At 66.3% G+C, this 22,086-nt stretch carries 18 protein-coding genes; 14 read left to right on the top strand and 4 right to left on the bottom strand.

Going from position 1 to position 22,086, the window contains the following annotated elements; genetic code table 11:
- Positions 1-668 precede the first annotated feature (668 nt).
- The 7 genes from flgA to E2F49_RS16370 all read left to right on the top strand — a co-directional run bounded on the left by flgA (position 669) and on the right by E2F49_RS16370 (position 7,276).
- The gene (gene flgA, locus E2F49_RS09195; RefSeq protein ID WP_165971182.1) at positions 669-1,355 is read left to right on the top strand and encodes a flagellar basal body P-ring formation chaperone FlgA; all 687 of its coding nucleotides are present in this window, start codon (positions 669-671) and stop codon (positions 1,353-1,355) included.
- Between the two features lie 107 nt (positions 1,356-1,462).
- Complete coding sequence (gene flgM / locus E2F49_RS09190) at positions 1,463-1,777, top strand: flagellar biosynthesis anti-sigma factor FlgM (RefSeq protein WP_133393626.1); 315 nt, start codon at positions 1,463-1,465, stop codon at positions 1,775-1,777.
- Positions 1,777-2,112 carry a flagellar protein FlgN gene (locus E2F49_RS09185; RefSeq protein WP_133393625.1) on the top strand — a complete coding sequence of 112 codons (336 nt, stop codon included), beginning with the start codon at positions 1,777-1,779 and terminating at the stop codon, positions 2,110-2,112. Before flgM ends, E2F49_RS09185 begins: the two co-directional genes overlap by 1 nt.
- A gap of 311 nt (positions 2,113-2,423) precedes the next feature.
- Entirely contained in the window at positions 2,424-4,409 is a 1,986-nt protein-coding gene (locus E2F49_RS09180) for a M1 family metallopeptidase (RefSeq protein ID WP_133393624.1), read from the top strand.
- A gap of 4 nt (positions 4,410-4,413) precedes the next feature.
- Positions 4,414-5,397, top strand: a complete 984-nt coding sequence (locus tag E2F49_RS09175; RefSeq protein ID WP_133393623.1) for an alpha/beta fold hydrolase — start codon at positions 4,414-4,416, stop codon at positions 5,395-5,397.
- Entirely contained in the window at positions 5,394-6,125 is a 732-nt protein-coding gene (locus E2F49_RS09170; RefSeq protein WP_133393622.1) for a hypothetical protein, read from the top strand. The genes E2F49_RS09175 and E2F49_RS09170 overlap by 4 nt, the downstream gene beginning before the upstream one ends.
- 608 nt (positions 6,126-6,733) lie before the next feature.
- Complete coding sequence (locus tag E2F49_RS16370; protein ID WP_165971181.1) at positions 6,734-7,276, top strand: hypothetical protein; 543 nt, start codon at positions 6,734-6,736, stop codon at positions 7,274-7,276.
- A gap of 99 nt (positions 7,277-7,375) precedes the next feature.
- On the opposite strand, the gene E2F49_RS09160 is transcribed toward E2F49_RS16370, so the two are convergent.
- Positions 7,376-8,878, bottom strand: coding sequence for an MATE family efflux transporter (locus E2F49_RS09160; RefSeq protein ID WP_133393620.1), 1,503 nt, complete (start codon positions 8,876-8,878; stop codon positions 7,376-7,378).
- A gap of 375 nt (positions 8,879-9,253) precedes the next feature.
- On the opposite strand from E2F49_RS09160, the gene E2F49_RS09155 reads away from it, so the two are divergent.
- Together E2F49_RS09155 and E2F49_RS16365 are read left to right on the top strand one after the other, a co-directional pair.
- Complete coding sequence (locus E2F49_RS09155) at positions 9,254-10,741, top strand: peptidoglycan-binding protein (protein ID WP_165971180.1); 1,488 nt, start codon at positions 9,254-9,256, stop codon at positions 10,739-10,741.
- A gap of 146 nt (positions 10,742-10,887) precedes the next feature.
- Entirely contained in the window at positions 10,888-11,064 is a 177-nt protein-coding gene (locus E2F49_RS16365) for a hypothetical protein (protein WP_165971179.1), read from the top strand.
- 36 nt (positions 11,065-11,100) lie between these two features.
- Here the strand turns inward: E2F49_RS16365 and E2F49_RS09150 are convergent, their stop codons facing one another.
- From E2F49_RS09150 to E2F49_RS09140, 3 genes are all read right to left on the bottom strand, one after another.
- Positions 11,101-12,786 (bottom strand): hypothetical protein, encoded by a 1,686-nt coding sequence (locus tag E2F49_RS09150; protein ID WP_133393618.1) that lies wholly within the window; start codon positions 12,784-12,786, stop codon positions 11,101-11,103.
- Entirely contained in the window at positions 12,783-14,513 is a 1,731-nt protein-coding gene (locus E2F49_RS09145) for a hypothetical protein (protein WP_133393617.1), read from the bottom strand. The genes E2F49_RS09150 and E2F49_RS09145 overlap by 4 nt, the downstream gene beginning before the upstream one ends.
- A 164-nt stretch (positions 14,514-14,677) precedes the next feature.
- Complete coding sequence (locus E2F49_RS09140) at positions 14,678-15,628, bottom strand: carbohydrate kinase family protein (RefSeq protein WP_133393616.1); 951 nt, start codon at positions 15,626-15,628, stop codon at positions 14,678-14,680.
- A gap of 219 nt (positions 15,629-15,847) precedes the next feature.
- On the opposite strand from E2F49_RS09140, the gene E2F49_RS09135 reads away from it, so the two are divergent.
- From E2F49_RS09135 to rodA, 5 genes are all read left to right on the top strand, one after another.
- A complete protein-coding gene (locus tag E2F49_RS09135) occupies positions 15,848-16,891 on the top strand; it encodes a rod shape-determining protein (protein ID WP_055251649.1) in 1,044 nt (347 codons plus the stop codon).
- 228 nt (positions 16,892-17,119) lie between these two features.
- Complete coding sequence (mreC, locus tag E2F49_RS09130; RefSeq protein WP_133393615.1) at positions 17,120-18,184, top strand: rod shape-determining protein MreC; 1,065 nt, start codon at positions 17,120-17,122, stop codon at positions 18,182-18,184.
- Positions 18,181-18,660, top strand: a complete 480-nt coding sequence (gene mreD / locus E2F49_RS09125) for a rod shape-determining protein MreD (protein ID WP_133393614.1) — start codon at positions 18,181-18,183, stop codon at positions 18,658-18,660. The genes mreC and mreD overlap by 4 nt, the downstream gene beginning before the upstream one ends.
- 14 nt (positions 18,661-18,674) lie before the next feature.
- The gene (mrdA, locus tag E2F49_RS09120; RefSeq protein ID WP_133393613.1) at positions 18,675-20,699 is read left to right on the top strand and encodes a penicillin-binding protein 2; all 2,025 of its coding nucleotides are present in this window, start codon (positions 18,675-18,677) and stop codon (positions 20,697-20,699) included.
- Positions 20,696-21,805 (top strand): rod shape-determining protein RodA, encoded by a 1,110-nt coding sequence (gene rodA / locus E2F49_RS09115; protein ID WP_133393612.1) that lies wholly within the window; start codon positions 20,696-20,698, stop codon positions 21,803-21,805. The genes mrdA and rodA overlap by 4 nt, the downstream gene beginning before the upstream one ends.
- The last annotated feature ends 281 nt before the right edge of the window (positions 21,806-22,086 follow it).

Genomic DNA, 22,086 nt, shown 5'->3' with positions numbered 1-22,086 from the left:
CAACCCTCCCCCGCAGGCGGGGGAGGGCTCGAAGTCGCTTGCGACCGCTCCACGCCGGGGCGGGCGCCTTCCCCCGTGTGCGGGGGAAGGCCGGGATGGGGGGAGCGGCCCGATCGTCTGGAAAGCGAATCGTGCACGTGGCGTGCCGCTCGAGCCGGACACGCCTGCGCCCTGATGGTTGGCCCCCACCCAAACCTCCCCCGCAGGCGGGGGAGGGGTCGAAGTCGCTTGCGACCGGTCCACGCGTCGGGGCGGACTCCTTCCCCCGCATGCGGGGGAAGGCCGGGATGGGGGGAGCGGCCCGATCGTCTGGAAAGCGAATCGTGCACGTGGCGTGCCGCTCGAGCCGGGCACGCCTGCACCCTGATGGTTGGCCCCCACCCAACCCTCCCCCGCAGGCGGGGGAGGGCTGAAAGCTGCTCGCAATCGGCGTTCCTGGCGGCGACGGATCCACAACACGCACAGGCAGAATCGACCGTCGCCCCAGCGGCTTTCAACAGACGCATGTCTGGTCAAGCTGGGGCCCATCTTGACCTCGGGCTTTACCGCGAAAATGGATGACCAGCACTTCGTGCTGTTGAGAATCGCTTCCAGCGTTCGCTGGGATGACGGCTGGTCGATTGACGTCGGCGACATGCCCCAGGCACACCCCTTGCACCTCCCCGCGCATGGACACTCCGCGCGCCCGATTCCTGACCGCCTGCCTGCCGGCGCTGTTGCTGGCTGCGCCGTTCGCATTGGCCCAGCAGTCCCCGCCGGCGCCCCAGCCGCTCGACACCATCCGCGCCGCGGCGCTGCAGGCCGTCGGCGGGCACGACGCCACAGGCGAGGCCCGCCTCGACTCGCGCCTACGCCTGGCCGCGTGCAGCCAGCCGCTCGAGGCGGTCGCCACCGGCCCGCGCATCGCCCAGGTCCGCTGCGGCGACACGCCGGGCTGGCGTCTGTACGTGCCGGTGACGCTGCGCCGCGAGGCCGACGTCGTCGTGGTCACCGGTCCGGTGCGCGCCGGCGAGCCCATCGATCCGGCCCGCCTGAGCGTGCAGCGCCGCGAAGTCGGCCAGCTCGACGGCGCGGTGTTCAGCGATCCGGCCGAACTGGCCGGCCGCATTCCCGCGCGCAGCCTCGGCGCCGGCGACGTGCTGACCGGCAACGACGTGCAGGCCGGCCAGCCGGTGAAGCGGGGCGATCCGGTCGTGCTGGTTTCGCGCGCGGGCGGCGTCGAAGTCCGCCAGCCGGGCATCGCCATGGGCGCGGCGCGGGTCGGCGAACGTGTCGCGGTGCAGAACGCCGGCTCGAGCAAGGTCGTGCGCGGGCGGCTGACGCCGGAGACCGGCGTCGTCGAGGTCGTCCTGTAGACCGCGCTGCAGGCTGAACACGGGGTCGCAGATTCCTGCACGCCGCGCCTCAAGTTCCGCCGGGGCCGGCCGTTATCGTGTTCGTACCGAGCACGAGGAGCCTCCCGATGACCCACAGGATCGACGCACCGCCCCCGGCGGCCCGCGCGGCGGAAGCCGCCGCGATGTCGTCCGTCGGACGCGCCGGCGCCCCGCGCACCGAACCCGTCGCGGCGACCCCGGCGGTCGACCGCGTCATCCTGACCGGCGACGCCGAAGGACTGCAGGCCATGGGACGCGACCTCGCCACCGCACCGCCCGGCATCGACATGGCCCGCGTCAACGCGCTGAAGGCCGCGATCGCCGACGGCAGCTATCGCGTCGACGCGGCGACCGTCGCCACGCGCATGCTCGGTCTCGAGCGCCAGCTGGAGGGCGTCTGATGACCGCGACTGTCCACCTCGACGCGCTCGAAGGCGCGCTGCAGGCCGAGCGCCAGGCGCTGCTGGAAAACGACGTGCTGGCCCTGCTGGCCTCCACCGAAGCCAAGGTCCGCGCCCTGCGCCAGGCCGAAGCCGCACCGCCCGACCTCAGCGCTGCAGACCGCATCGCCGCGCTGCGCATCCTCAACCAGTCCAACAGCGTGCTGCTGGCCCGCCGCCGCCGCGAAGTCGACTGGGCCCTGCGTCACCTGGGCCGCACCGAGTCGACCGGCACCTACGGCGCCAACGGCTACACCGGCAGCCGCGCCCAGGCCCGGCAGCTGGCGGTGGTGTGACGCGCGATCGCGCGCGCTGTCGTTGAGATGAGAAGGCCCGCGCAAGCGGGCCTTCTGCGTTGGAAAGCCCTCCCCCGCGAGCGGGGGAGGGTTGGGTGGGGGCAAACGGTCTGCCGACGAAGCGCCATCGCGAGCGCGGACCTCCCACTTCGCCCCCATCCCAGCCTTCTCCCGCAAGCGGGGGAAGCGGCGGCTTCCCCGCGGACAGGAAGCCCATAGCGCGATGGTCCGTATCCACCCGCCCCACCCCGCACAGAGCCCCCATCGCCCCCGCGCTAGACTGTGCGTCCCTGTCCGCAGTTCTGATCCCTATGCGCTCGAAGCTGGATATCCGCCGGTTCCTGCCGGCCCTGCTGCTCGCCCTGCTGGCCGTCGGTTGCCAGCGCGAATCCGGAGACCCGACCGCCGTGACCCCCACGAACGGCCCGGCCCCCGCCGCGGCGAGCGACCGCGACGAACACTCCTACGCCGAACCCGAAAAGGTCGTCACCGAAGACCTCGCGCTCGACATCGCGCTGGATTTCGACGCGAAGACCATCGCCGGCACCGCGACCTACACGCTGCAGTGGAAGGACCCGTCCGCCACGCAGCTGGTGCTCGACACGCGCGACCTGACGATCTCCAAGGTCGAGGGCGAGGCCAATGGCCAGTGGCAGCCGCTGCAGTACGCACTGGCTGAGGCCGACGCCACGCTCGGCAGCAAGCTCACCATCGAAACGCCGGCGCGCAACGCCAAGGTCCGCGTGACCTACGTGAGCTCGCCGGACGCGTCGGGCCTGCAGTGGCTCACGCCGGAGATGACCGAAGGCAAGCAGCTGCCCTTCATGTTCAGCCAGTCGCAGCAGATCCACGCGCGTTCGTGGGTGCCGCTGCAGGACACGCCGGCGATCCGCTACACCTACACCGCGCACGTCACCTCGCGTCCGGACGTCATGGTGCTGATGAGCGCCAACAACGATCCCGACGCCCAGCGCACCGGCGACTACAGCTTCACGATGCCGCAGAAGATCCCGTCCTACCTGATGGCCATCGCCGCGGGTGACCTGGTCTTCAAGCCGATCTCGGGCCGCGCCGGCGTCTGGGCCGAGCCTGCGATGGTCGACCGCGCCGTCGCCGAGTTCGCCGACACCGAGAAGATGATCGAGGTGACCGAGCAGCTCTACGGCCCCTACCGCTGGGAGCGCTACGACCTGCTGATCCTGCCGCCGTCGTTCCCCTACGGCGGCATGGAGAACCCGCGCCTGTCGTTCATCACCCCGACCGTCATCGTCGGCGACAAGTCGCTGGTCTCGCTGATCGCGCACGAGCTCGCGCACAGCTGGTCGGGCAACCTCGTCACCTTCGCCAGCGCCAAGCACGGCTGGCTCAACGAGGGATTCACCAGCTACGTCGAGAACCGCATCGTCGAGTCGGTGTACGGCAAGGAAACGAGCGACATGGAGTTCGTGATCGCGCGCAATGCACTGCGCGAGAACATCGGCACCATGCCCGAGGCCACGCAGGCGCTGGCGGTCAAGCCGGGCACCGAGCTCGACGCCGACGACGCGCTCAGCGCGGTCGCCTACGACAAGGGCGCGTGGTTCCTGCAGTTCCTCGAGCAGCGCTTCGGCCGCGAGAACTTCGACGCGTTCCTGCGCGGCTACTTCGACCACTTCGCGTTCCAGAGCATCACCACCGAGCAGTTCGTCGCGTATGCGAAGGCCAACCTGCTCGACAAGTATCCCGACACCGTGACCGATGCCGAGATGCAGGAGTGGATCTACGCGCCGGGCATCCCGTCGTACGCGCCGCAGGTGATGTCGCGCAACTTCGGTATCGTCGATTCCGCGCGTCTGGCCTGGCTGGGCAGCGCGCAGCTGCCGCCGCGCCAGATCACCGAGAACTGGTCCACACAGGAATGGCTGCACTTCCTCGACGGCCTGCCGCAGACGCTGACCGTCGAGCAGCTCGCCCAGCTGGACGAGGCCTATTCGTTCACCGGCACCGACAACGGCGAGATCGCGATGCGCTGGTATCCGCTGGCGGTGCGCAGCGGCTACACGCAGGCGAACGAGGCACTGGCCGCGTTCACCGCGCGCGTCGGCCGTCGCAAGCTGATCATGCCGATCTATACCGCACTGGTGCAGACCGAGCCGGGCCTCGCACTGGCCAAGCAGATCTTCGAGCAGGCACGGCCGGGCTACCACCCGATCACGACCGGTTCGGTGGAAAAGCTGATCAACGAAGCCAAGCCGACGCCCGCACCTGCAGCGCCCGCTGCGCCGGCCGACGGTGCTGCACCGGCTTCCACCAACTGAGCCGATGCAGGCACTGAGTCATCCGTTCGCGGCCGCCCTCGTGGCGGCCGCGTGCGTTGCGGGCCTCGCGCTCGGCGCCTTCGCATGGGTGCTGTGGTCGCGACCGCGCGATCTGCTCCGCGTCGAGTACGCGCGTCAGCGACGCGCCTTGCGCCTGTCGGTGCATCGCGAGCGTATCGACGGCCTGCGCTGGTGCTGGACCGCACGCGCCGGCCAGGACGCATCCGCGCCGGTGATCGTGATGCTGCACGGCTACACCGGCAGCAAGGAGAACTGGTACCGGCTGGTACCCGAGCTCGACGCGCGCTATCCGCTCGTCATGCCCGATCTGCCCGGCTGGGGCGAGAGCGAACGCATGGCCGATGCCGACCACGGCTTCGTCGCCGAGGCCGCGCACGTCGCGGCGTTCCTGCGCCATCTCGATGTCGGGCCGGTCGTGTTGCTCGGCCATTCGATGGGCGGCGGCATCGCTGCGCTGGTCGCGGCGAAATATCCGGATCTCGTCGCGCGCGTCGGCCTCATCGACGCCGCGGGCGTGCACTTCGAAGGCAACGCCTTCGGACTCGCCGTGCTCGACGGCCAGAACCCGTTCGGCATCGAGAACACCGCGGCCATCGACCGCTACCTGTCGGTTCTGTTCTTCGATCGCAAGGCGCGTCCGCCGATGCCGTGGCCCGGCCCCATCGCATTCGCGCGCTATCGCCGCAACGAGGCCGCCTTCGAACAGTCGGTGCTCGACCGCATCGGGCGCAGCGACGAGCGCTTCGCACCCGGCGATGCCGCGGCCGACATCCGCCAGCCCGCCGTGCTGATCTGGGGCGCGCACGATGCCGTCATCGATCCCAGTGCGATGGGCCTGTACGCTGCGCGCATGCCGCAGGCGCGTCAGGTGCTGCTCGAGCGCAGCGGCCACATGACCATCATGGAACAGCCGCGCGACGTCGCCGACGCGGTGCACTGGCTGATCGAACGAGGAACGCCCGCATGACATCCCGACACCTGCTCGCCACCGCATTGCTCGCCGCGCTGCTGCCGCTGACCGCCTGCCAGGATCGCGAGGCCCAGGCCGCCGCGCAGGCACAGGCGCAGGCGGCCGCCGCCGAACAGCAGGCCGAGGCGGCCGAACGCGATTTCGAGGCCGCCGTTTCGATCGAAAACTGGGCGCTGGCGAAAGCGCAGGCCGACGTGCTGCTCGCGCGCTTCCCCGACACCCAGGCCGCCGAGCGCGTGCGCGCAAAGTTCGACGACGTCAAGGCCAAGGGCGACGCGTTGCGCGAAGACGCGCGCACCAAAGCCCTGTGGACCTACAACACCGCGAACGTCGAAGGCGGCCAGCAGATCTCGGCGGCGATCTACGCCAAGGACAACATCGATGTCGACGGCAGCGGCGCCAAGCAGGTCAGAATGATCTTCCGCGACCATCCTTCCTGGGGCCGCAGCAGCTACCTCGTGCTACAGGCCGGCGATTTCGACTGCTATCCGAGCTGCCGCGTCAGCGTGCGCGTCGACGACGGCGAACCTCGCCGCATGGCCGCCAACCGCCCGCAGACCGACGAAGCCATCGCGATGTTCATCGACGACGAACGCGCACTGTGGCGGCTGATGGATGGCGCGAAGACGGTGTCGATCGAGTTCCCGGTGAAGGCGGGCGGCACACGCACCGCGGTGTTCGAAGTGGCGGGGTTGGACAGGACCAAGATGCCGAAGTGGGGGTGAGGCGTGTTAAGCGACTCGGCGAGGGCTCGCAACAACGTCGCTTGTGCACTTCGATTCCGGCGAATCCATCGCCACGCCGTCATCCCAGCGAACGCTGGGATCCATTTCGATCTCCGCGCAGTGTCGCCAATCTCACGATCCTAGACTTCGCGAAAATGGATTCCAGCTTGACCAGCCGTGCGGCTGTTGAAAGCCGCTGGAATGACGGTGCAGAGGTCGTCGCGGATTCCGTGAAGCCATCTATCGTCGTTCCAGCGAAAGCTGGAACCCATTCTGATGTTCGCGAAGTGCCGTCGGTCGCGCGGTGGTAGATCCGCGAGAATGGATTCCAGCGTCCGCTGGAATGACGGCGTCAGGTTCTCTTTCGAATCACCTGTCTCCACCTGCCGTCATCCCGGCGAAAGCCGGGATCCATTTTGATCTCCGCGCGTTGTTGCCAATCTCACGATCCTGGTCTTCGCGAAAATGGATTCCAGCTTTCGCTGGAATGACGGTGCAAAGTCGTCGCGGATTCTGGGAAGCCATCCATCGTCGTTCCGGCGAAAGCCGGAACCCATTTTTGATGTTCGCGACGTGCCGTCGGTCGCGCGGTGGTAGATCCCGCGAGAATGAATTCCAGCTTCCGCTGGAATGACAGTGCAGAGGTCGTCGCGGATGCCGAGAAACCATCTATCGTCATTGCGGCGTTCGCCGGAATGAGGGGCCGAATTGGGCGCGAACGCAAGGCCCTACCCGCAATTCGCCCGCGCCACCGACAACCGCTGATTCGCTGCATTTCGCTCGCGCGTCGCCGCCCGCTGCTGCGCGTCGCGTTGCGCACGCAGACCGGACTGGTCCGTCGGATCCGCCGCATCACCGCCACGCGCTGCACGTTGCGTCTCGATCGCGGCCGCACGTCGCTGTGCGCCCGCCACGCGCGCGGTGCTGGTCGGCTGTATCGAGGCGGTCGCGCGCTGCAGGCACCGCTCGCGTGCGGCACTGGTCTGAGCGGGATCGCTTGCCGAACGCGTGCCCGTCGCCGTGGGAATGCGCGGCGTCGGCTCGACCTGGCGCAGCGTCTGCCCGGCACGCGGGGGCGGGTCGGCCGGATTGCGCAGCTGCTGCGCGGCCGTGGGCAGGCAGAAGCCTGCAACCAGCAACGAGGTCGTTAACGCGGCGGCAATACGCATGGCGGGGTTCCGGAATTGCGAAAGCACCTGACGTAGATGCCGGCGACGCCGGTACGGGTCAAGGCGAGGCAATTTCGGGGTTCAGCCGCGGGCCGGCTGTCGCGTGGCCGGCGCCACGTCATTCGGGTCCACACCGGCGAGCGGCGCGGGCGGATGCGACGGCACTTCGGACGGCATTGCGCCCGGCTCGCGCGGCGCGAGCATGCGTGCCTTGCGCCAGCCGCCCCAGCGGTAATAGGCGATCGACAGCAGCATCGCCAGCAGCGCGCTCGCGGGGAAGCTCCACCAGATCGCGTCCACGCCCAGCGTCGGCTGCAGCAGCGTCGCGAACGGCACGCGCACGCCCCACAGCGTGATGCCCAGGATGATCAACGGCGGCAGCACCGCACCGGTCGAGCGCACCACGCCGAACAGCACGAAGGTCACGCCGAAGAACAGGAACGACCAGATGGCGATGCGGTTGAGATGGCGGGCGGTCTCCAGCGCCACGCTGGCGTCGCCGAGGAACAGCGACAGCGCAGCGCGGTCGAGCAGCAGCAACAGCACGATCAGCGCGCCGGTCATCAGGATGTTGAAGCCGACGCCGGTGCCGGCGATCCGCGACACGCGGTCCCAGCGCCCGGCGCCGACGTTCTGCGCGGCCATCGTCGAGCACGCCGCGCCGATCGCCATCGCCGGCATCTGCACGTAGGTCCACAGTTGCAGCGCCGCGCCATAGCCCGCCGTGGTGTCGACACCGTGCGCGTTGACCATCGAGATCATCGCGATCATTGCTGCCGACAGCATCACCATCTGCAGGCCCATCGGCAGGCCCTTGCCCAGCAGCGCGCGCACGATGGTCCAGTCGGGGCGGTAGAGGTGCCGTTCGGTGCGATGGATCCACAGCCGGTGCCTGCGATGCCGAAGCCAGGCGAGCAGGGCGGTCAGGCCGAGCGCGTTCGCGATCAGGCTCGCGAGTGCGGCGCCGGCCATGCCCATTTCGGGCAGCGGCCCGATGCCGAGCATCAGCAACGGCACCAGCACGATGTCGAGCACCACGACCAGCAGCAGGAACAGGAACGGCGTGCGCGCATCGCCGGCGCCGCGCAGGATCGCCGACAGGAACGCGAACGCGTACAGGAACGGCACCGCGAGGAAGATCAGTTTCAGATACGCATCGGCGTGCGGGAGCGCGGCGGCCGGCGTGCCCATCCACTCCAGCACGTGCCGCGACAGCGGCAGGCCGACCAGCGCCACCAGCACCGAGGCCGACAGGAAGAAGGTCGCGCTGGTGCCGATCACGCGCTTGGCGCCCGGCAGATCCTCGCGGCCGATCGCCTGCGCGACGAGGATCGTGGCCGCCATGCCCACGCCGAAGATCGCGCCCAGCAGCAAGAACATGATGTTGTTGGCATTCGCGATCGCCGCCAGCGCGCCTTCGCCGAGAAAGCGCCCGATCCAGATCGCATTCACCGACCCGTTGAGCGACTGCATGACGTTGCCGCCGAGGATCGGCAGCGCGAACGCGAACAGCGTCGGCGCGATGGCGCCGCGGGTCAGATCACGGGGGCGGGCAGGGGTGTCGGCACGTCGGCGTCGCGGCATGCGCGCATTCAAGCGGGAAGCGGATCGCGGCGTGGTGAGGACGAGGTCCGCGCCTCACGCCCGCGGCAATCAGCTCCTTCCCCCGCCCGCGGGGGAAGGCCGGGATGGGGGCAAACCCTCGTCTCGCGCAATCGAGGTCCGCTGGCCATGCCCGTGCCCGCGCTCGATTCCCCTGCACCGGAAAGCGCGCCCCCACCCAACCCTCCCCCGTACACGGGGGAGGGCTCTGGTGCCGCGACCGGTGCGTGGTCCCTGTGCCGGACTCCGAACTGTGACGCCTGCACGCTGGGGCACCCCCCATCTGTCGCCCGCCCGCTGCGCCCGGGACACTGCCTGCATCCCGGGGGGGATTGCCGCCACCAGCAGGAGCCCGTCGTGACCCTCAACACCGTCTCGTCCGATTCCACCCAGCGCGTCCAGCAGCAGGATCTTCCGCCCGCCAGCGAGGCGACGCAGTCCTACACCGCGCAGCGCGGCGACACCCTGTCGGAGATCGCCAAGGCCCACGGCGTGAGCCTCGAAGGGCTGCTCGCATCGAACCCGCAGGTGCTCAACCCCGACGTCATCTACCCCGACCAGGCGATCGCGCTGCCGGCGGGCGTCAAGGCACTCAGTGCCGACACTCCGCAGGTCAACGGCACCGCACCGGCCAACGACACGCAGGGCGCCTACACCGGCGGCCCGCTGGACCGCACCCAGCTCGCCCAGCTGTTCCACGAGGCCGGCTTTCGTGGCGAGAACCTGGTGAGCATGGTCGCCATCTCGATGCGCGAATCCAGCGGCGACCCGGCCGCGTTCAACGGCAACGCCGCCACCGGCGACAAGTCCTACGGCCTGACCCAGATCAACATGATCGGCGGCATGGGGCCTGAGCGCCGCGAAGCCTTCGGCCTGAGCTCGAACGACCAGCTGTTCGACCCGCAGACCAACGCCCGCGTGGCCTTCGAACTCTCGAACAACGGCACCAACCTGTCGCCGTGGGGCGCCTACAAGGGGCTGGCGAACACCTACAACACCGATGTCGCGGCCGCGCGCACGGCCGTGGCCGAGGCGGAGGCGCAGGGCCTGCTGGGCACGCCGTTCAACAACGCCGCACGCACCGACGGTGCCGCGCCCGTGCAGCAGAACGCACCGGCTACCGCCACGCCCACGTTGGAGCGCAACGACCGCGGCCCGGCAGTCACCGATCTGCAGAACCGCCTCCAGGCCGCGGGCTTCAGCCCGGGCACGGCCGATGGCATCTTCGGCGCCCGTACCGAAGGCGCGGTGCGCAGCTACCAGGCCAGCCGCGGCATCGAGGTCGACGGCGTGGTCGGCCCGAACACCTGGGCGCAGCTCAACGGCGCGCCCGCGGTCGGGAAGCCGCCGGCAGCCGAACCGGTCGCGCCGGGCGATGTCGCCCGCGTCAGCGACGGTCCCAGCAACGCCAAGATCGCCAGCCTGCATCCCGAGCTGCGCGGCCAGGCGGCCGAGTTCGTCAACCGCGTCGAGCAGGAACTGGGTATCACCCTGCGCGTGACCTCCGGCTATCGCACCTACGCCGAACAGAACGCGCTGTACGCACAGGGCCGCACGACGCCGGGCGATGTCGTCACGAATGCGCGTGGCGGCTACAGCAACCACAACTTCGCCACCGCCTTCGACGTGGTCGAAGTGCGTCCGAACGGCTCCATCAACTGGGACACCAACTGGGATGCCATCGGCAGCATCGGCACCAGCATGGGGCTGGAGTGGGGCGGCAACTGGACGAGCATCGTCGACAAGCCGCACTTCCAGCTCGACACCGGCCTGAGCACCCGCGACATGCGAGAGCGCGTCGCGGCGGGGAACGTCGACGCGGATGGGTTCATCAACCTGCGTTGATCGAAGCTTCCGACAGCTGCAAACGAAAAGGGCGCCGAAAGGCGCCCTTTTCACGTCCGGATGTCACAAGCCGAATTGCGTCACAGTCGAAGGCTGGAGAAGGCGCTTGCCGTCGGCAAGAATGCTCGCCCTAGATGGAGAACACGATGCTCATCCTGCAAGTCCTGCTGCTCGTCGCCGGTCTGGTCGCCCTCGTCATCGGCTACCGCAAACACAACCGCAATCTGATGCTGGCCGCGGCGCTGGCGCTACTGGTGGCAGGCTCGGTGTCTGAGGTGGTGTCGGGATTCAATGCGTCTCGAGCGCAGCATGAAGCGCAATAGGTAACGGAGCGAGTTCAGCAGGTGAAATTGGAAACACTATTCCCCTTGGTCCTGACCTCGCCAGAGGTGTACCGGAACCGGCATGCGGTAGTGGCGACATGCCATCAGAAATATTGGGCTTAGGTTTGCACGAACAGCGCTCACTCGTTCATGCAGCGGATGCTCGGTCATCACACGATTCAAAAGATTCAGAACATCCTGAAGTGAGTCTTTACACGGCAGGCCTGGTACAGACATACCGTGGTCACGGTTGCCTGCCCAGAAAACTTCGTCAGTTTGATCATCTGGAATCCAAGTCTGATGGGTCATGTGCGGCGCATGCTTTAAGAGCGTAGTACGCAATCTTTCTGCACGGTCCTGATCCCCCGTCATGGCGAGCCAAGTAAGGACGAAGGTGTAGATAATTCCGGCTCGGGTATTCTCCTCAAAATAACTATCGCTACGGTCTTTCGGGTGGGATAGGACTTCACGATATCCTATGGCTGGTGTCGGATAGTGGCGCCGGATGCTGAGCCCACGACAAAGGTGGTCAGCCGTATTTCGGATATAACCGACGACGTTGTGAAGGCGTCCGAGAACGTCTGCGAGGCGCATAAAAAGCGCAAGTTCGATAGCGAAGTCGTCGCGAACAGGAACGGCAAGGGCCGGGTTTGCGTTAATCATCCCAATTGCGATGTCAAGTGCATTGTTTGCTTCCTTCCTTAACGAATCAGCGAACTCGTTGTCCTTGCCGCCGCTGATACAGCTCAGCCATAGTCCGTGAATAGAAACTCTTCCGAGAGTCTCAAAAAGGGCGATGTTCACATCGACGGCGCTACGGGAATTTACCGCCATGGAAAGAGCGTAGCGTTTATCCGCGAAGGGGCCAATCTTATCAATAAGAAGTAGCTCGGAAATGATTAAATGAAGTTTTAAAACTTGATCGAAATGAGCCGATCTTTCATTTTGAATCGATCCCTTCGCGAGGCGGCTGGCGTCGCAGTAGGGCCAGCTGCGCAGGAGCACTAGATCAGAGGCGCGATAGGCTGCTTCTAGGTTTTTAGCGTCACGGGCCCAAACAAAAAGTATCCAAAGGCATAAATAAGCTTTTCGTAGTTGGCGTGTTCGCTCTTTATGATTGTTTGAATCAACGAAGATGGCGTTTAACAAATTTCGAAAATGACGGTATGCGACGTCGGGCTGATCGAGCATGGCGAGAGCTTTCTGAAACATCCCTCTGTGTTCGCCCTCGATCAATTCTGAACGCAGCACGCCACTGAGGATAAGGTCAGCGATCCTATCCCCATTCCATTCGGTGAAATGGATGTTGGATCTCTCGTTTGTCCGACAGAATCCGCTCCATTGCGCACGAACATCCTCACGCATCTCGCCGCCCATTCCAACACAGATGACTATGGGTAAGTTCGCCAGATGGGGTGGGATACGATTCGGAATATAGTCGTCAAGGATTTCATTCAAAGATGGCCGTAAGGCCTGTTGTCCAGTGTCCCAGTGCTCTCGCGTCAGGTCTCCCGACTTGATACTGAAGAGGAACAGGCTTGTAACGCCGCCGCGATCCGAATCAGGCCCCACGGCGGCGACGTCGACGCCAGCCTGTCGTGTGCCACGTCTGGGGCGAGTAATAACCTCAAAGCCGCTTTCGCTGAGTAGAGAGGGCAGGATCGCGTCTAGTTCATCGCGCTCGCGAAGTGAGCGTAAGTAGTGCATCACGACAATCTTCATTTAACTTCCCGCTCCTCGAGTCTGAACTGGATGAGCATGTAGTCGATTCCTATCGGATCCACTATGTTTAGAGCTGGTAGCTCGGAGGATATGGAGAATGACGTCATCTCTGTTCGGGTAAGCTTGTTTGTGCCGTCAGCCGCATACACTGGTGTCAAAGATGAGTTGCCGTAAAGCAAGTACTGTTTGGTAAAAAGCTCATCAAGGATAGATTTTCTGCTTGCCTGTTCGGAGCCTCTCTCTGCTTCATCTTGCCAATAAATCCGCTCTGTCTCGCGCTGTCTTTCGCTGGGCTGCATTTCGACTAATTGTTCAATTCCATCCATTCCACTCTTAAGCGAATCTTTTTTAGCAAGAATCTCAATGAGGCCGGCGCTGTTAGGGTGTCCATCAGCGATGTAGGCCTCAAGATGTTTGACGATTGCGCTGTCGTAGCTTAGTAGCAGTGGGTCGTAGATTAGGCTCAAGACCTCATTCGCGACCTCTCTCGATCCGTCTTTGAGTACTGCCAGTGGAATAGTAATCGCCGCCAGTGGATCTATATAGAACCACCCGATCGATTTGCGGCAGATAAATATTTGGTCTGAAGGGCTCTCCGGGAGCGAAGATGCTGCAATTGAGAACGGAGCAGAATCTTTCCCAATGCTACTGATTCTGCTCGCTACGCTGCTATGGATATGCCTTCCTCCATCGAGCAGCCAGCATAAAACCGTGTGGCCAAGGGTATCGGGCCCATCGCGCTCTAGTGCGTGGAAGGTGCTGTCGAACGAGTCTAGGGTTATTCGCCCCTCAGAGCGCTCGATCAAATTGGAGAGTAGCCGTGCCACGCGCCCGGAGTGGCCGTTGGTCACGAGTTGGTATGCGGCATGATCAATGTGCGAAATCGTACCTGCATTCTTTGGATCGACATGAGTAATCGAATTGAGGCATGACTCAACAGCATTTTCTGAAAGGCCTTCTAGGTGCATCCACAGAAGGTTTGCAGCGAGGTGTATTGCTGCCGGTTTGTGAGTGAATAGATAATGATCCAGTGCTTTGTCGAAATCTGCTGGTGCAGGCGTCTTTCGCCTGTCAGCTGCACGGTAGCCGGCCTCGAGGCATCGAAGGGTTATGGCCTCGTCGTCGTTGTGCATCGCTTGAAGGATAGTTAGGAGCGCTTCTTCATACTGATCACCTAGTTCCATAGCGCCTAGGGCTCTGATTGCTGAGAGCTTTGCTTCATGTTCGCCAGTCCGCACGAAGATTAGACTCTCCTGCACGTCGACGTTTACTCGGAGGACGGTAGATAGGTGGCGAAGCGCGTGTTCTTCTCCGGAGCGCGCAGTCTCGTATATTCCTTGGGGTCTATTCGGCGCTCTTTTTGTCCACTCCCCTAGTGCGATGCTCGGGGCGCCCGCTGCCATATCAGTGCCTCCCGCGTCTACAAGGCGGGAGGCAAATTTGAGTATTTCAAGCTGATCTACATCCAGAAGTGGTATGAGCTCGCAAAGGAAGTGCTGGACAGAGAAAAATCGTGTCCCTTCTAACTCTGCGAGTGCGTCTTCGATGTTGAGATTAATCGATGGCGCGTCCGCAGCCTTCAATAAGCGCGAAAGCATTTCGAGTAACGCAGAGTCGGTTTCTCTGGCGCGCCAGTATTCGTTAAGTGTGGCAGTGCGAACGAGGCCTTGAGTTCTAAGTTGAGAAGCTAAGCTCGGCTCGTCTATAGATGTGTTCTTGGTCGCCATCAGTCCGTCCATTGGATTTTCAAGAAGTTGAGGCGTAAAGCGACTCCAATTTCTCGTGCAAGCCCGTTGGCATCAGGGGCATTGAACGTCTTTATTCTTCTCCAAAACGAAACGGGGCGCCCAAGAGGGCGCCCCGTGTCTTCCAATTGCCGATGCGGCGCAAGTTAGCCCGCCGTCTTGCTCTCCAACGCATACCCGAACTGCTGCCGGAACTGCAGCGAGAATTCGGCGTAGTCGAAACGCTGGTTCTGCGTGCCGGGGTGCTCGACCTTCAGTGCGCCCATCAGGTTGCCGATGCGGCCGATGGTCAGCCAGTCGCAGCGCTTTTCGATGCCGAACAGCAGGCCGGCGCGGAAGGCGTCGCCGCAGCCGGTCGGGTCGGTGACACGGCGCTCGTGCGCCGGCGGGATGTCGTGGGTCTGGCCTTCGGCGTGGATGACGACGCCCTTGGGGCCGCGGGTGCAGATGTAGGCGGTGACCTTGCCGGCGATGGTCTTCTCGTCCCAGCCAGTGCGTTCCTGCAGCAGGTTGGACTCGTAATCGTTGACGACGACGTAGTCGGCCAGCTCGATGAAGTCGCGCAGTTCCTCGCCGTTGAACAGCGGCATGGCTTGGCCGGGGTCGAAGATGAAGGGGACGCCGCCTTCGTGGAACTCCTTCGCGTTCTGCAGCATGCCTTCACGACCGTCCGGGCCGACGAGGCCGATGGTCACGCCCGGCACGTCCTTCACGTGGTTCTCGTGGCTGCGCATCATCGCGCCCGGGTGGAAGGCGGTGATCTGGTTGTTGTCCAGATCGGTGGTGATGAAGGCCTGCGGCGTGAACAGGTCGGGGATCTCGCGGACCTGCGACAGGTTGATGCCGTGTTCTTCGAACCATTCGCGGTAAGGACCGAAGTCCTGGCCCACGGTACCCATCGGAATCGGATCGCCGCCCAGCAGTTTCAGGTTGTAGGCGATGTTGCCCGCGCAGCCGCCGAATTCGCGGCGCATCCGCGGCACCAGGAACGACACGTTCAGGATGTGCACCTTGTCCGGCAGGATGTGGTTCTTGAACTGGTCGGGGAACACCATGATGGTGTCGTAGGCCAGGGAGCCGCAGATCAGTGCAGACATCGGGCAGAAACTCGGTCGGTATCGGCCGCACAGATTAGCGGCCGGGGCCCGAGGAGGCCAGCGACGGGGCGCGCTGGAAGCCCGTTCCGCGCCCGCCGCGGGCGCGTCGCAGATGCGGAACCGGCGCGCAATACGGGGTGCTCCGGGGCCGCGAGGGGGCGGCTTTTTTGCTAGGCTAGCGTGCTTCGTTTCGCCCCCTAAGCCGGACGCCATCTCCCGATGTTCAAGAAGTTCCGCGGTCTGTTCTCCAACGACCTGTCCATCGACCTGGGCACCGCCAATACCCTCATCTTCGTCCGCGGCCAGGGCATCGTGCTCAACGAGCCGTCGGTCGTGGCCGTGCGCCAGGACCGGACCGCCGGCCAGAAGGTTGTCGCCGCCGTCGGCACCGAGGCCAAGCAGATGCTCGGCCGCACGCCCGGCAACATCACCACGCATCGCCCGATGAAGGACGGCGTCATCGCCGATTTCACCTACACCGAGGAAATGCTGAAGTACTTCATCAAGAAGGTGCACAAGTCGCGCTTCCTGCGCCCCAGCCCCCGCGTGCTGATCTGCGTGCCGGCCGGTTCGACCCAGGTGGAAAAGCGCGCCATCAAGGACTCGGCGCTGGAAGCCGGTGCGCGTGACGTGTCGCTGATCGAGGAGCCGATGGCGGCCGCGATCGGCGCCGGCATGCCGGTCACCGAGGCGCGCGGTTCGATGGTCGTCGACATCGGCGGCGGCACCACGGAAGTCGCGGTCATCGCGCTCAACGGCATTGTCTACTCGCAGTCGGCCCGCATCGGCGGCGACCGTTTCGACGAGTCGATCATCAATTACGTGCGCCGCAACCACGGCATGTTGATCGGCGAGTCCACCGCCGAGCGCATCAAGCTGGAAATCGGCTGCGCCTATCCCCCGGAGCACCCGGTGGAGATCGAAGTCTCGGGCCGTCACCTGGCCGAGGGCGTGCCGAAGATCGTCTCGATTAGCTCCAACGAAGTGCTCGACGCACTGCGCGAGCCGTTGTCGGGCATCGTCGAGGCGGTGAAGCAGGCGCTGGAGCAGACTCCGCCGGAACTGTGCGCCGACGTCGCCGAGCGCGGCATCGTGCTGACCGGCGGCGGCGCGCTGCTGCGCGATCTCGACCGCCTGATCAGCGAGGCCACCGGCCTGCACGTGCAGGTGGCCGAAGATCCGCTGACCTGCGTGGCACGCGGCGGTGGCCGTGCGCTGGAACTGCTGGACCTGCACGGCAACGAGTTCTTCGCGGCCGAGTGATGGGGGCGACGGCGATCGGAGTGGGTTTTCCGGTGTTCGCCGTTTGCGGTTGTTCGATCTGGAGTGACCGCGTCGAGCCTCTGGCCCCGTCATCCCAACGCAAGTTGGGATCCATTTTCGGGGCCTGCGCCAAGATCAAAATGGGCCCCAGCTTCCGCTGGGGCGACGGCGAAGGGCTTGCACGATGCGTGGGCTTGCCGCTGACATGACCCCGAGCGACCATCCCTGATGTCCTCCTACGCCAGCTCTCCCGCGCCCAGGCCCGGCGATGTCGCGGGCACGCTGCGTCTGCTCGCCTATCTCGCGCTGTCGTGTGCGCTGGTGGTCAGCGATCACCAGGGCGGCTGGCTGTCGCAGTTCCGCCAGCAGGCCAGCGTGGCGATGCAGCCGCTGTGGTGGCTGGCTGGCTTGCCGTCGCGGCTGGGCGAGAGCATGCGCAACGATGCCGCCACGCGCACCCAGCTGGCCGCCGACAACCGGCGCCTGCGCAACGAACTGCTGGTGCTCAACGCCGGCCAGGCGCGTCTGCGCGTGGAAGCGGTCGAGAACGCGCGGCTGCGTGCGCTGCTGGGCGCGGTGGAGCAGGGCAGCCTCGACGTGCAGCTGGCGCCGATCCTCGACGTCGACCAGGACCCCACGCGCCAGCGGCTGCTGCTCGATGCCGGCAGCCGCAACGGCGTGCGCGTGGGCCAGAGCGTCATCGATGCCGGCGGCCTGCTGGGCCAAGTCATCAGCGTCACGCCGCTGACCTCGACCGTGCTGCTGGTGACCGATCTGGAGCATGCGGTGCCGGTGATCATCGCCCGCAACGGCGTGCGGCTGGTCGCCTACGGCAGCGGCCGCGCCGACCACCTGGCGCTGCGCAACATCCCGCTGTCGGCCGACGTGGAAGTGGGCGACACGCTGGTGACGTCGGGTCTGGGCGGGCGCTTTCCGCCGGGGTTCCCGGTCGGCACGATCACCGAGCTGCAGCCCGACGACAGCCGCGCCTTCCTGACCGGCGATCTCGAACCCGCCGCCCAGCTCGACCGCGGCCGCGACGTGCTGCTGCTGCGCGACGTCGTGGTGCCGGTCACGACCGCCGATCTCGAAGCCGCGGCCGCCGAACGCGAGGCCGCCGCGCGCGCGCAGGCCGAGGCGGACGCTGCCGGCACGCCGCCGGAGGACGCGCCTGCCGACGGCCAGCCCGCCGATGCCACGACACCTGCCGCCGGTGAAACGCCCGCGCCGTCGCCCGCCACGCAGGCACCCGCGCCCACGCCACCGGCACCGACGCAGGCGCCGACGCGATGAGCCGCAAGCGCAATCCCTGGATCCTGCCGCTCAGCATCTTCATCGCGCTGCTGCTGGGTCTGTTGCCGTTGCCGCCGGGTCTCCAGCCGTTCCGGCCGTTCTGGTTGGCGCTGGTGGTCGCGTACTGGGTGATCGAGGATCCCGACCGCGCCGGCCTGGGTTTCGCGTTCGCGATGGGCCTGGTCGCCGATCTCGCTTTCGGCGGCCTGCTCGGCGAACAGGCGCTGCGGCTGGTCATGATGGCCTTCATCCTGCAGCGCTTCCGCTCGCAACTGCGCTTCTTCCCGGTCACCCAGCAGGCGCTGGCGATGGGCGGCCTGCTGCTCAACGACCGCATCATCAGTGCGGCGATCCATTTCGCGCTGGGCGTGCCGCAGCTGCCGTGGAGTTACTGGATCGCGCCGGTGATCGGCATGCTGCTGTGGGCGCCGCTGTATCTGGTGATGGACGCGCTGCGCTTCGGGCGCAAGTCCTGAGCGTGGCCTGACGCATGGCCAGGCGCGGGCGCCGTCCCGACATCCGCAACAACGCCACCGAAGCGGCTGCGTTCCGCACGCGTGCGCTGATCGGCTTCGGCGCGGTGGTGATCGCGCTGGGTGTGCTGGCGGGCTGGTACTTCAAGCTGCAGGTCGTCGACCACGACATCTACGCCAAGCGCTCGGAGGCCAACCGCATCAAGCCGCGCCCGGTGGTGCCCGGGCGCGGGCTGATCCTCGACCGCAAGGGCCGCATCCTCGCCGAGAACGAGCAGGCCTACCGCCTCGAAGTCACGCCCGAGGAAGCCGGCGACACGCGGCGCCTGATCACTGAACTGTCGCGGATCATCGCGCTGTCGCCCGACGATATCGAACGCTTCGACCGCGAGCGCCGCGGCCAGCGCGGGTTCCGCGCGATCACGCTCAAGCTGCGCATCAGCGAAGACGAGATGGCGCGCTTCGCGCTCGACCGCTGGCGTTTCCCCGGCGTCGAGGTGGTGCCGTATCTCAACCGCTACTACCCCTACGGCGATCTGTTCGCGCACGTGGTCGGTTACGTCGGTCGCACCGATGAAAGCGACGTCGCGCGCTACGGCCAGGCGCATCTGCTGTATCCGCAGACCGGCCGCACCGGACTGGAACGGTATTACGACGAGCAACTGCGCGGCAAGATCGGCTACGAGCAGGTCGAGACCAACGTGGAAGGCCGCGCGCTGCGTCGCCTCGGCCTGGTACCCGCGACGGCCGGCACCGATCTGCGTCTGAGCGTGGACGCCGATCTGCAGCAGGCGATGGTGCTGGCCTTCGGCGGCCTGCACGGCTCTGCCGTGGCGGTGGATCCGGCGACCGGCAACATCCTCGGCATGGTCAGCCTGCCGAGCTTCGATGCGAACCTGTTCGTCAACGGCATCTCGCACACCGACTACCGCCGGCTGATGGACGATCCGGCACGTCCGCTGTTCAACCGCAACGTACTCGGTGGCGGGCCGCCCGGTTCGACGATCAAGCCGCTGGTCGCGCTGGCCGGCGTGGACAGCGGGCTGCGCACGCCCGAATCGCGGGTGTTTTCGACCGGCGAGTTCTTCATTCCCGGCCAGCGCCGCGGTTATCGCGATGCCGCGCGCGGCGCTGGCTGGACCGACCTGCGCGATTCGATCGCCCGGTCGATCAACTACTACTACTACCAGCTCGCCTACGAGATGGGCATCGAGCGCTTCGACCAGTACATGACGCGCTACGGCTTCGGCCAGCCGACCGGCATCGACCTGCTGGGCGAGAACGCCGGCGTGGTGCCGTCGCCGCGCTTCAAGGCGCAGCGCTCGCGCGAGCCCTGGTACGCGGGCGAGACCGTCATCGCCGGCATCGGCCAGGGCTACTGGGTGGCGACCGCGCTGCAGCTTGCGCGTGGCACCGCGGCGATCGCCAACGGCGGCCGGCTCAACACGCTGCATCTGGCCGCCGAGCGCCGCGACGGCTTCGACGCCGAATGGACCGCGGTGCCGCGCCCGGCGCCGACCGCGATTACCGACAACCCCGCGCATCTGCGCGCGGTGCAGGAAGGCATGATCACCACGATCCACGGCCGCGGCACCGGCACGCGCATGGCGATCGGCGCCGAGTACCGCATGGCCGGCAAGACCGGCACCGCGCAGCGCGTCAGCCGTCGCGGCAGCGCGAGCATGGACCCGCGCAACCTGCCGTATCACCTGCGCCACCAGGCGCTGTTCGTCGGCTATGCGCCGGCCGAGAATCCGACGATCGCACTCGCGATCACCGTCGAGCACGGCGGCTACGGTGGCAGCACCGCTGCGCCGATCGCGCGGCGCATCTTCGATGCCTGGCTGCTGGGCAAGATGCCGGAGGTGGAGATCGATGCCGCCACCGGCGCGCCGGCCGCGGTCGCGGCCACGGTGCCCGACGCCACGGCCGCGCTCGCGCCCGAGCCGTCGTTTGCCGCGGTGGTCGCCGGCGTGCGCACTGCGCCGCGCGATGCCAACGGGCAGTTCCCCGGCTTGCCACCGGCGGAGGTGCGCCCTTGAACGTGATCCTGCGCTGGCTGCTGGAGATGCTGCAGCGTTTCACGCGCACGCTGGACTGGCCGCTGCTGGGCGCGCTGGTCGCGCTGATGTGCATCGGCCTGGCCGTGCTGCACAGCGCGACCAACCAGAACATGGCGATGGTGATGTCGCAGGGCAGCCGCTTCGTCGTGGGCCTGGGCGCGATGTGGGGGCTCTCGCGCATTCCGGCGGTGCAGCTGCGGCGTTTCACGCCAGCGGCGTACGTCGCATCGCTGCTGCCGCTGGTCGCCGTGCTGTTCATGGGCACCGGGCGCAGCGGCCAGCACTGGCTCAATCTCGGCGTGTTCTACATGCAGCCGGCCGAACTGATGAAGCTCTCGCTGCCGATGATGGCAGCCTGGTGGCTGGGCCAGCAGCCCACGCCGCCGCGACTCGGCACGATCGCGATCGCGGCGGGCATCATCGGCCTGCCGACCGGCCTGATCCTGCTGCAGCCCGACCTCGGAACGGCGGTGCTGGTCGCCTCGGGCGGCGTGTTCGCGCTGTATCTGGCCGGACTGTCGTGGTGGTGGTTCGTCGGCGGCGCCGCGGCCGCCGCAGTCGCCGTGCCGGCGGCGTGGTTCTGGTATTTCCAGCAGTACCAGAAGGACCGCATCCTGACCTTCCTCGATCCCGAATCCGATCCGCTCGGCACCGGCTGGAACATCATCCAGTCGAAGATTGCGATCGGCTCGGGCGGGCTGACGGGGCAGGGCTGGGGCGACGGCTCGCAGTCGCATCTGAACTACGTGCCCGAGCACACCACCGACTTCATCTTCGCCGTGCTCAGCGAGGAGTTCGGCTGGTTCGGCGTGGTCGTCGTGCTGGCCCTGTACCTGTTCATCGTCGGCCGCTGCCTGTGGATCGCAAGCGAGGCGCGCGACGGCTTTTCGCGATTGCTGGTCGGCAGTCTGGGCCTGGCGCTGTTCGTCTACGTGATCGTCAACGGCGGCATGATTTCCGGCCTGCTGCCGGTGGTTGGCGTGCCGATGCCGCTGCTGAGTTTCGGCGGGACCGCGGCGGTGTCGCTGCTCGCCGGTTTCGGTGTGGTGATGGCCGTGCAGGCGAGCGGCACGCGTCGGCGCTAGGGGGCTTTTGGCTTCTCCCGTGGCTTCGAGGACGCTTGTGCCCCAGCTCGGCTTCGGAAGCAGCGTTGCGCCGTCCGGGGATTACTCCTCGGCTCGGTCAGGCATCCATGCCTGACTCGCCGCCGCTGACCATCCATGGTCCGCTCTCCGCAACCCCCGGCCCGCACAACGCGCTGCGGCTCGAAGTTCTCGACTTCTATCAAGCAAGCGGCGCTCGATCTAGACGAAGGCACGGTCTGAAAGTTCGAGGCAGCGGACTGGCGGCCGGTGGCCGCGCCGAG

This window comes from Luteimonas terrae (genome assembly GCF_004358165.1).
In the GTDB taxonomy this organism is placed as follows: Bacteria; Pseudomonadota; Gammaproteobacteria; order Xanthomonadales; family Xanthomonadaceae; genus Luteimonas; species Luteimonas terrae.
This window is presented reverse-complemented; position numbering and strand designations above follow the sequence as displayed.

Bases quoted from the DNA above. Each gene is read 5' to 3' on its own strand.
- flgA (WP_165971182.1), top strand. From the start codon at position 669: ATGGACACTCCGCGCGCCCGATTCCTGACCGCCTGCCTGCCGGCGCTG.
- E2F49_RS16365 (WP_165971179.1), top strand. From the start codon at position 10,888: ATGCTCATCCTGCAAGTCCTGCTGCTCGTCGCCGGTCTGGTCGCCCTC.
- E2F49_RS09170 (WP_133393622.1), top strand. From the start codon at position 5,394: ATGACATCCCGACACCTGCTCGCCACCGCATTGCTCGCCGCGCTGCTG.
- E2F49_RS09175 (WP_133393623.1), top strand. From the start codon at position 4,414: ATGCAGGCACTGAGTCATCCGTTCGCGGCCGCCCTCGTGGCGGCCGCG.
- E2F49_RS09150 (WP_133393618.1), bottom strand. From the start codon at position 12,786: ATGAAGATTGTCGTGATGCACTACTTACGCTCACTTCGCGAGCGCGAT.
- mreC (WP_133393615.1), top strand. From the start codon at position 17,120: ATGTCCTCCTACGCCAGCTCTCCCGCGCCCAGGCCCGGCGATGTCGCG.
- E2F49_RS09180 (WP_133393624.1), top strand. From the start codon at position 2,424: ATGCGCTCGAAGCTGGATATCCGCCGGTTCCTGCCGGCCCTGCTGCTC.
- E2F49_RS09145 (WP_133393617.1), bottom strand. From the start codon at position 14,513: ATGGCGACCAAGAACACATCTATAGACGAGCCGAGCTTAGCTTCTCAA.
- mrdA (WP_133393613.1), top strand. From the start codon at position 18,675: ATGGCCAGGCGCGGGCGCCGTCCCGACATCCGCAACAACGCCACCGAA.
- mreD (WP_133393614.1), top strand. From the start codon at position 18,181: ATGAGCCGCAAGCGCAATCCCTGGATCCTGCCGCTCAGCATCTTCATC.
- E2F49_RS09160 (WP_133393620.1), bottom strand. From the start codon at position 8,878: ATGCCGCGACGCCGACGTGCCGACACCCCTGCCCGCCCCCGTGATCTG.
- E2F49_RS09135 (WP_055251649.1), top strand. From the start codon at position 15,848: ATGTTCAAGAAGTTCCGCGGTCTGTTCTCCAACGACCTGTCCATCGAC.
- E2F49_RS16370 (WP_165971181.1), top strand. From the start codon at position 6,734: ATGAATTCCAGCTTCCGCTGGAATGACAGTGCAGAGGTCGTCGCGGAT.
- E2F49_RS09185 (WP_133393625.1), top strand. From the start codon at position 1,777: ATGACCGCGACTGTCCACCTCGACGCGCTCGAAGGCGCGCTGCAGGCC.
- E2F49_RS09140 (WP_133393616.1), bottom strand. From the start codon at position 15,628: ATGTCTGCACTGATCTGCGGCTCCCTGGCCTACGACACCATCATGGTG.
- flgM (WP_133393626.1), top strand. From the start codon at position 1,463: ATGACCCACAGGATCGACGCACCGCCCCCGGCGGCCCGCGCGGCGGAA.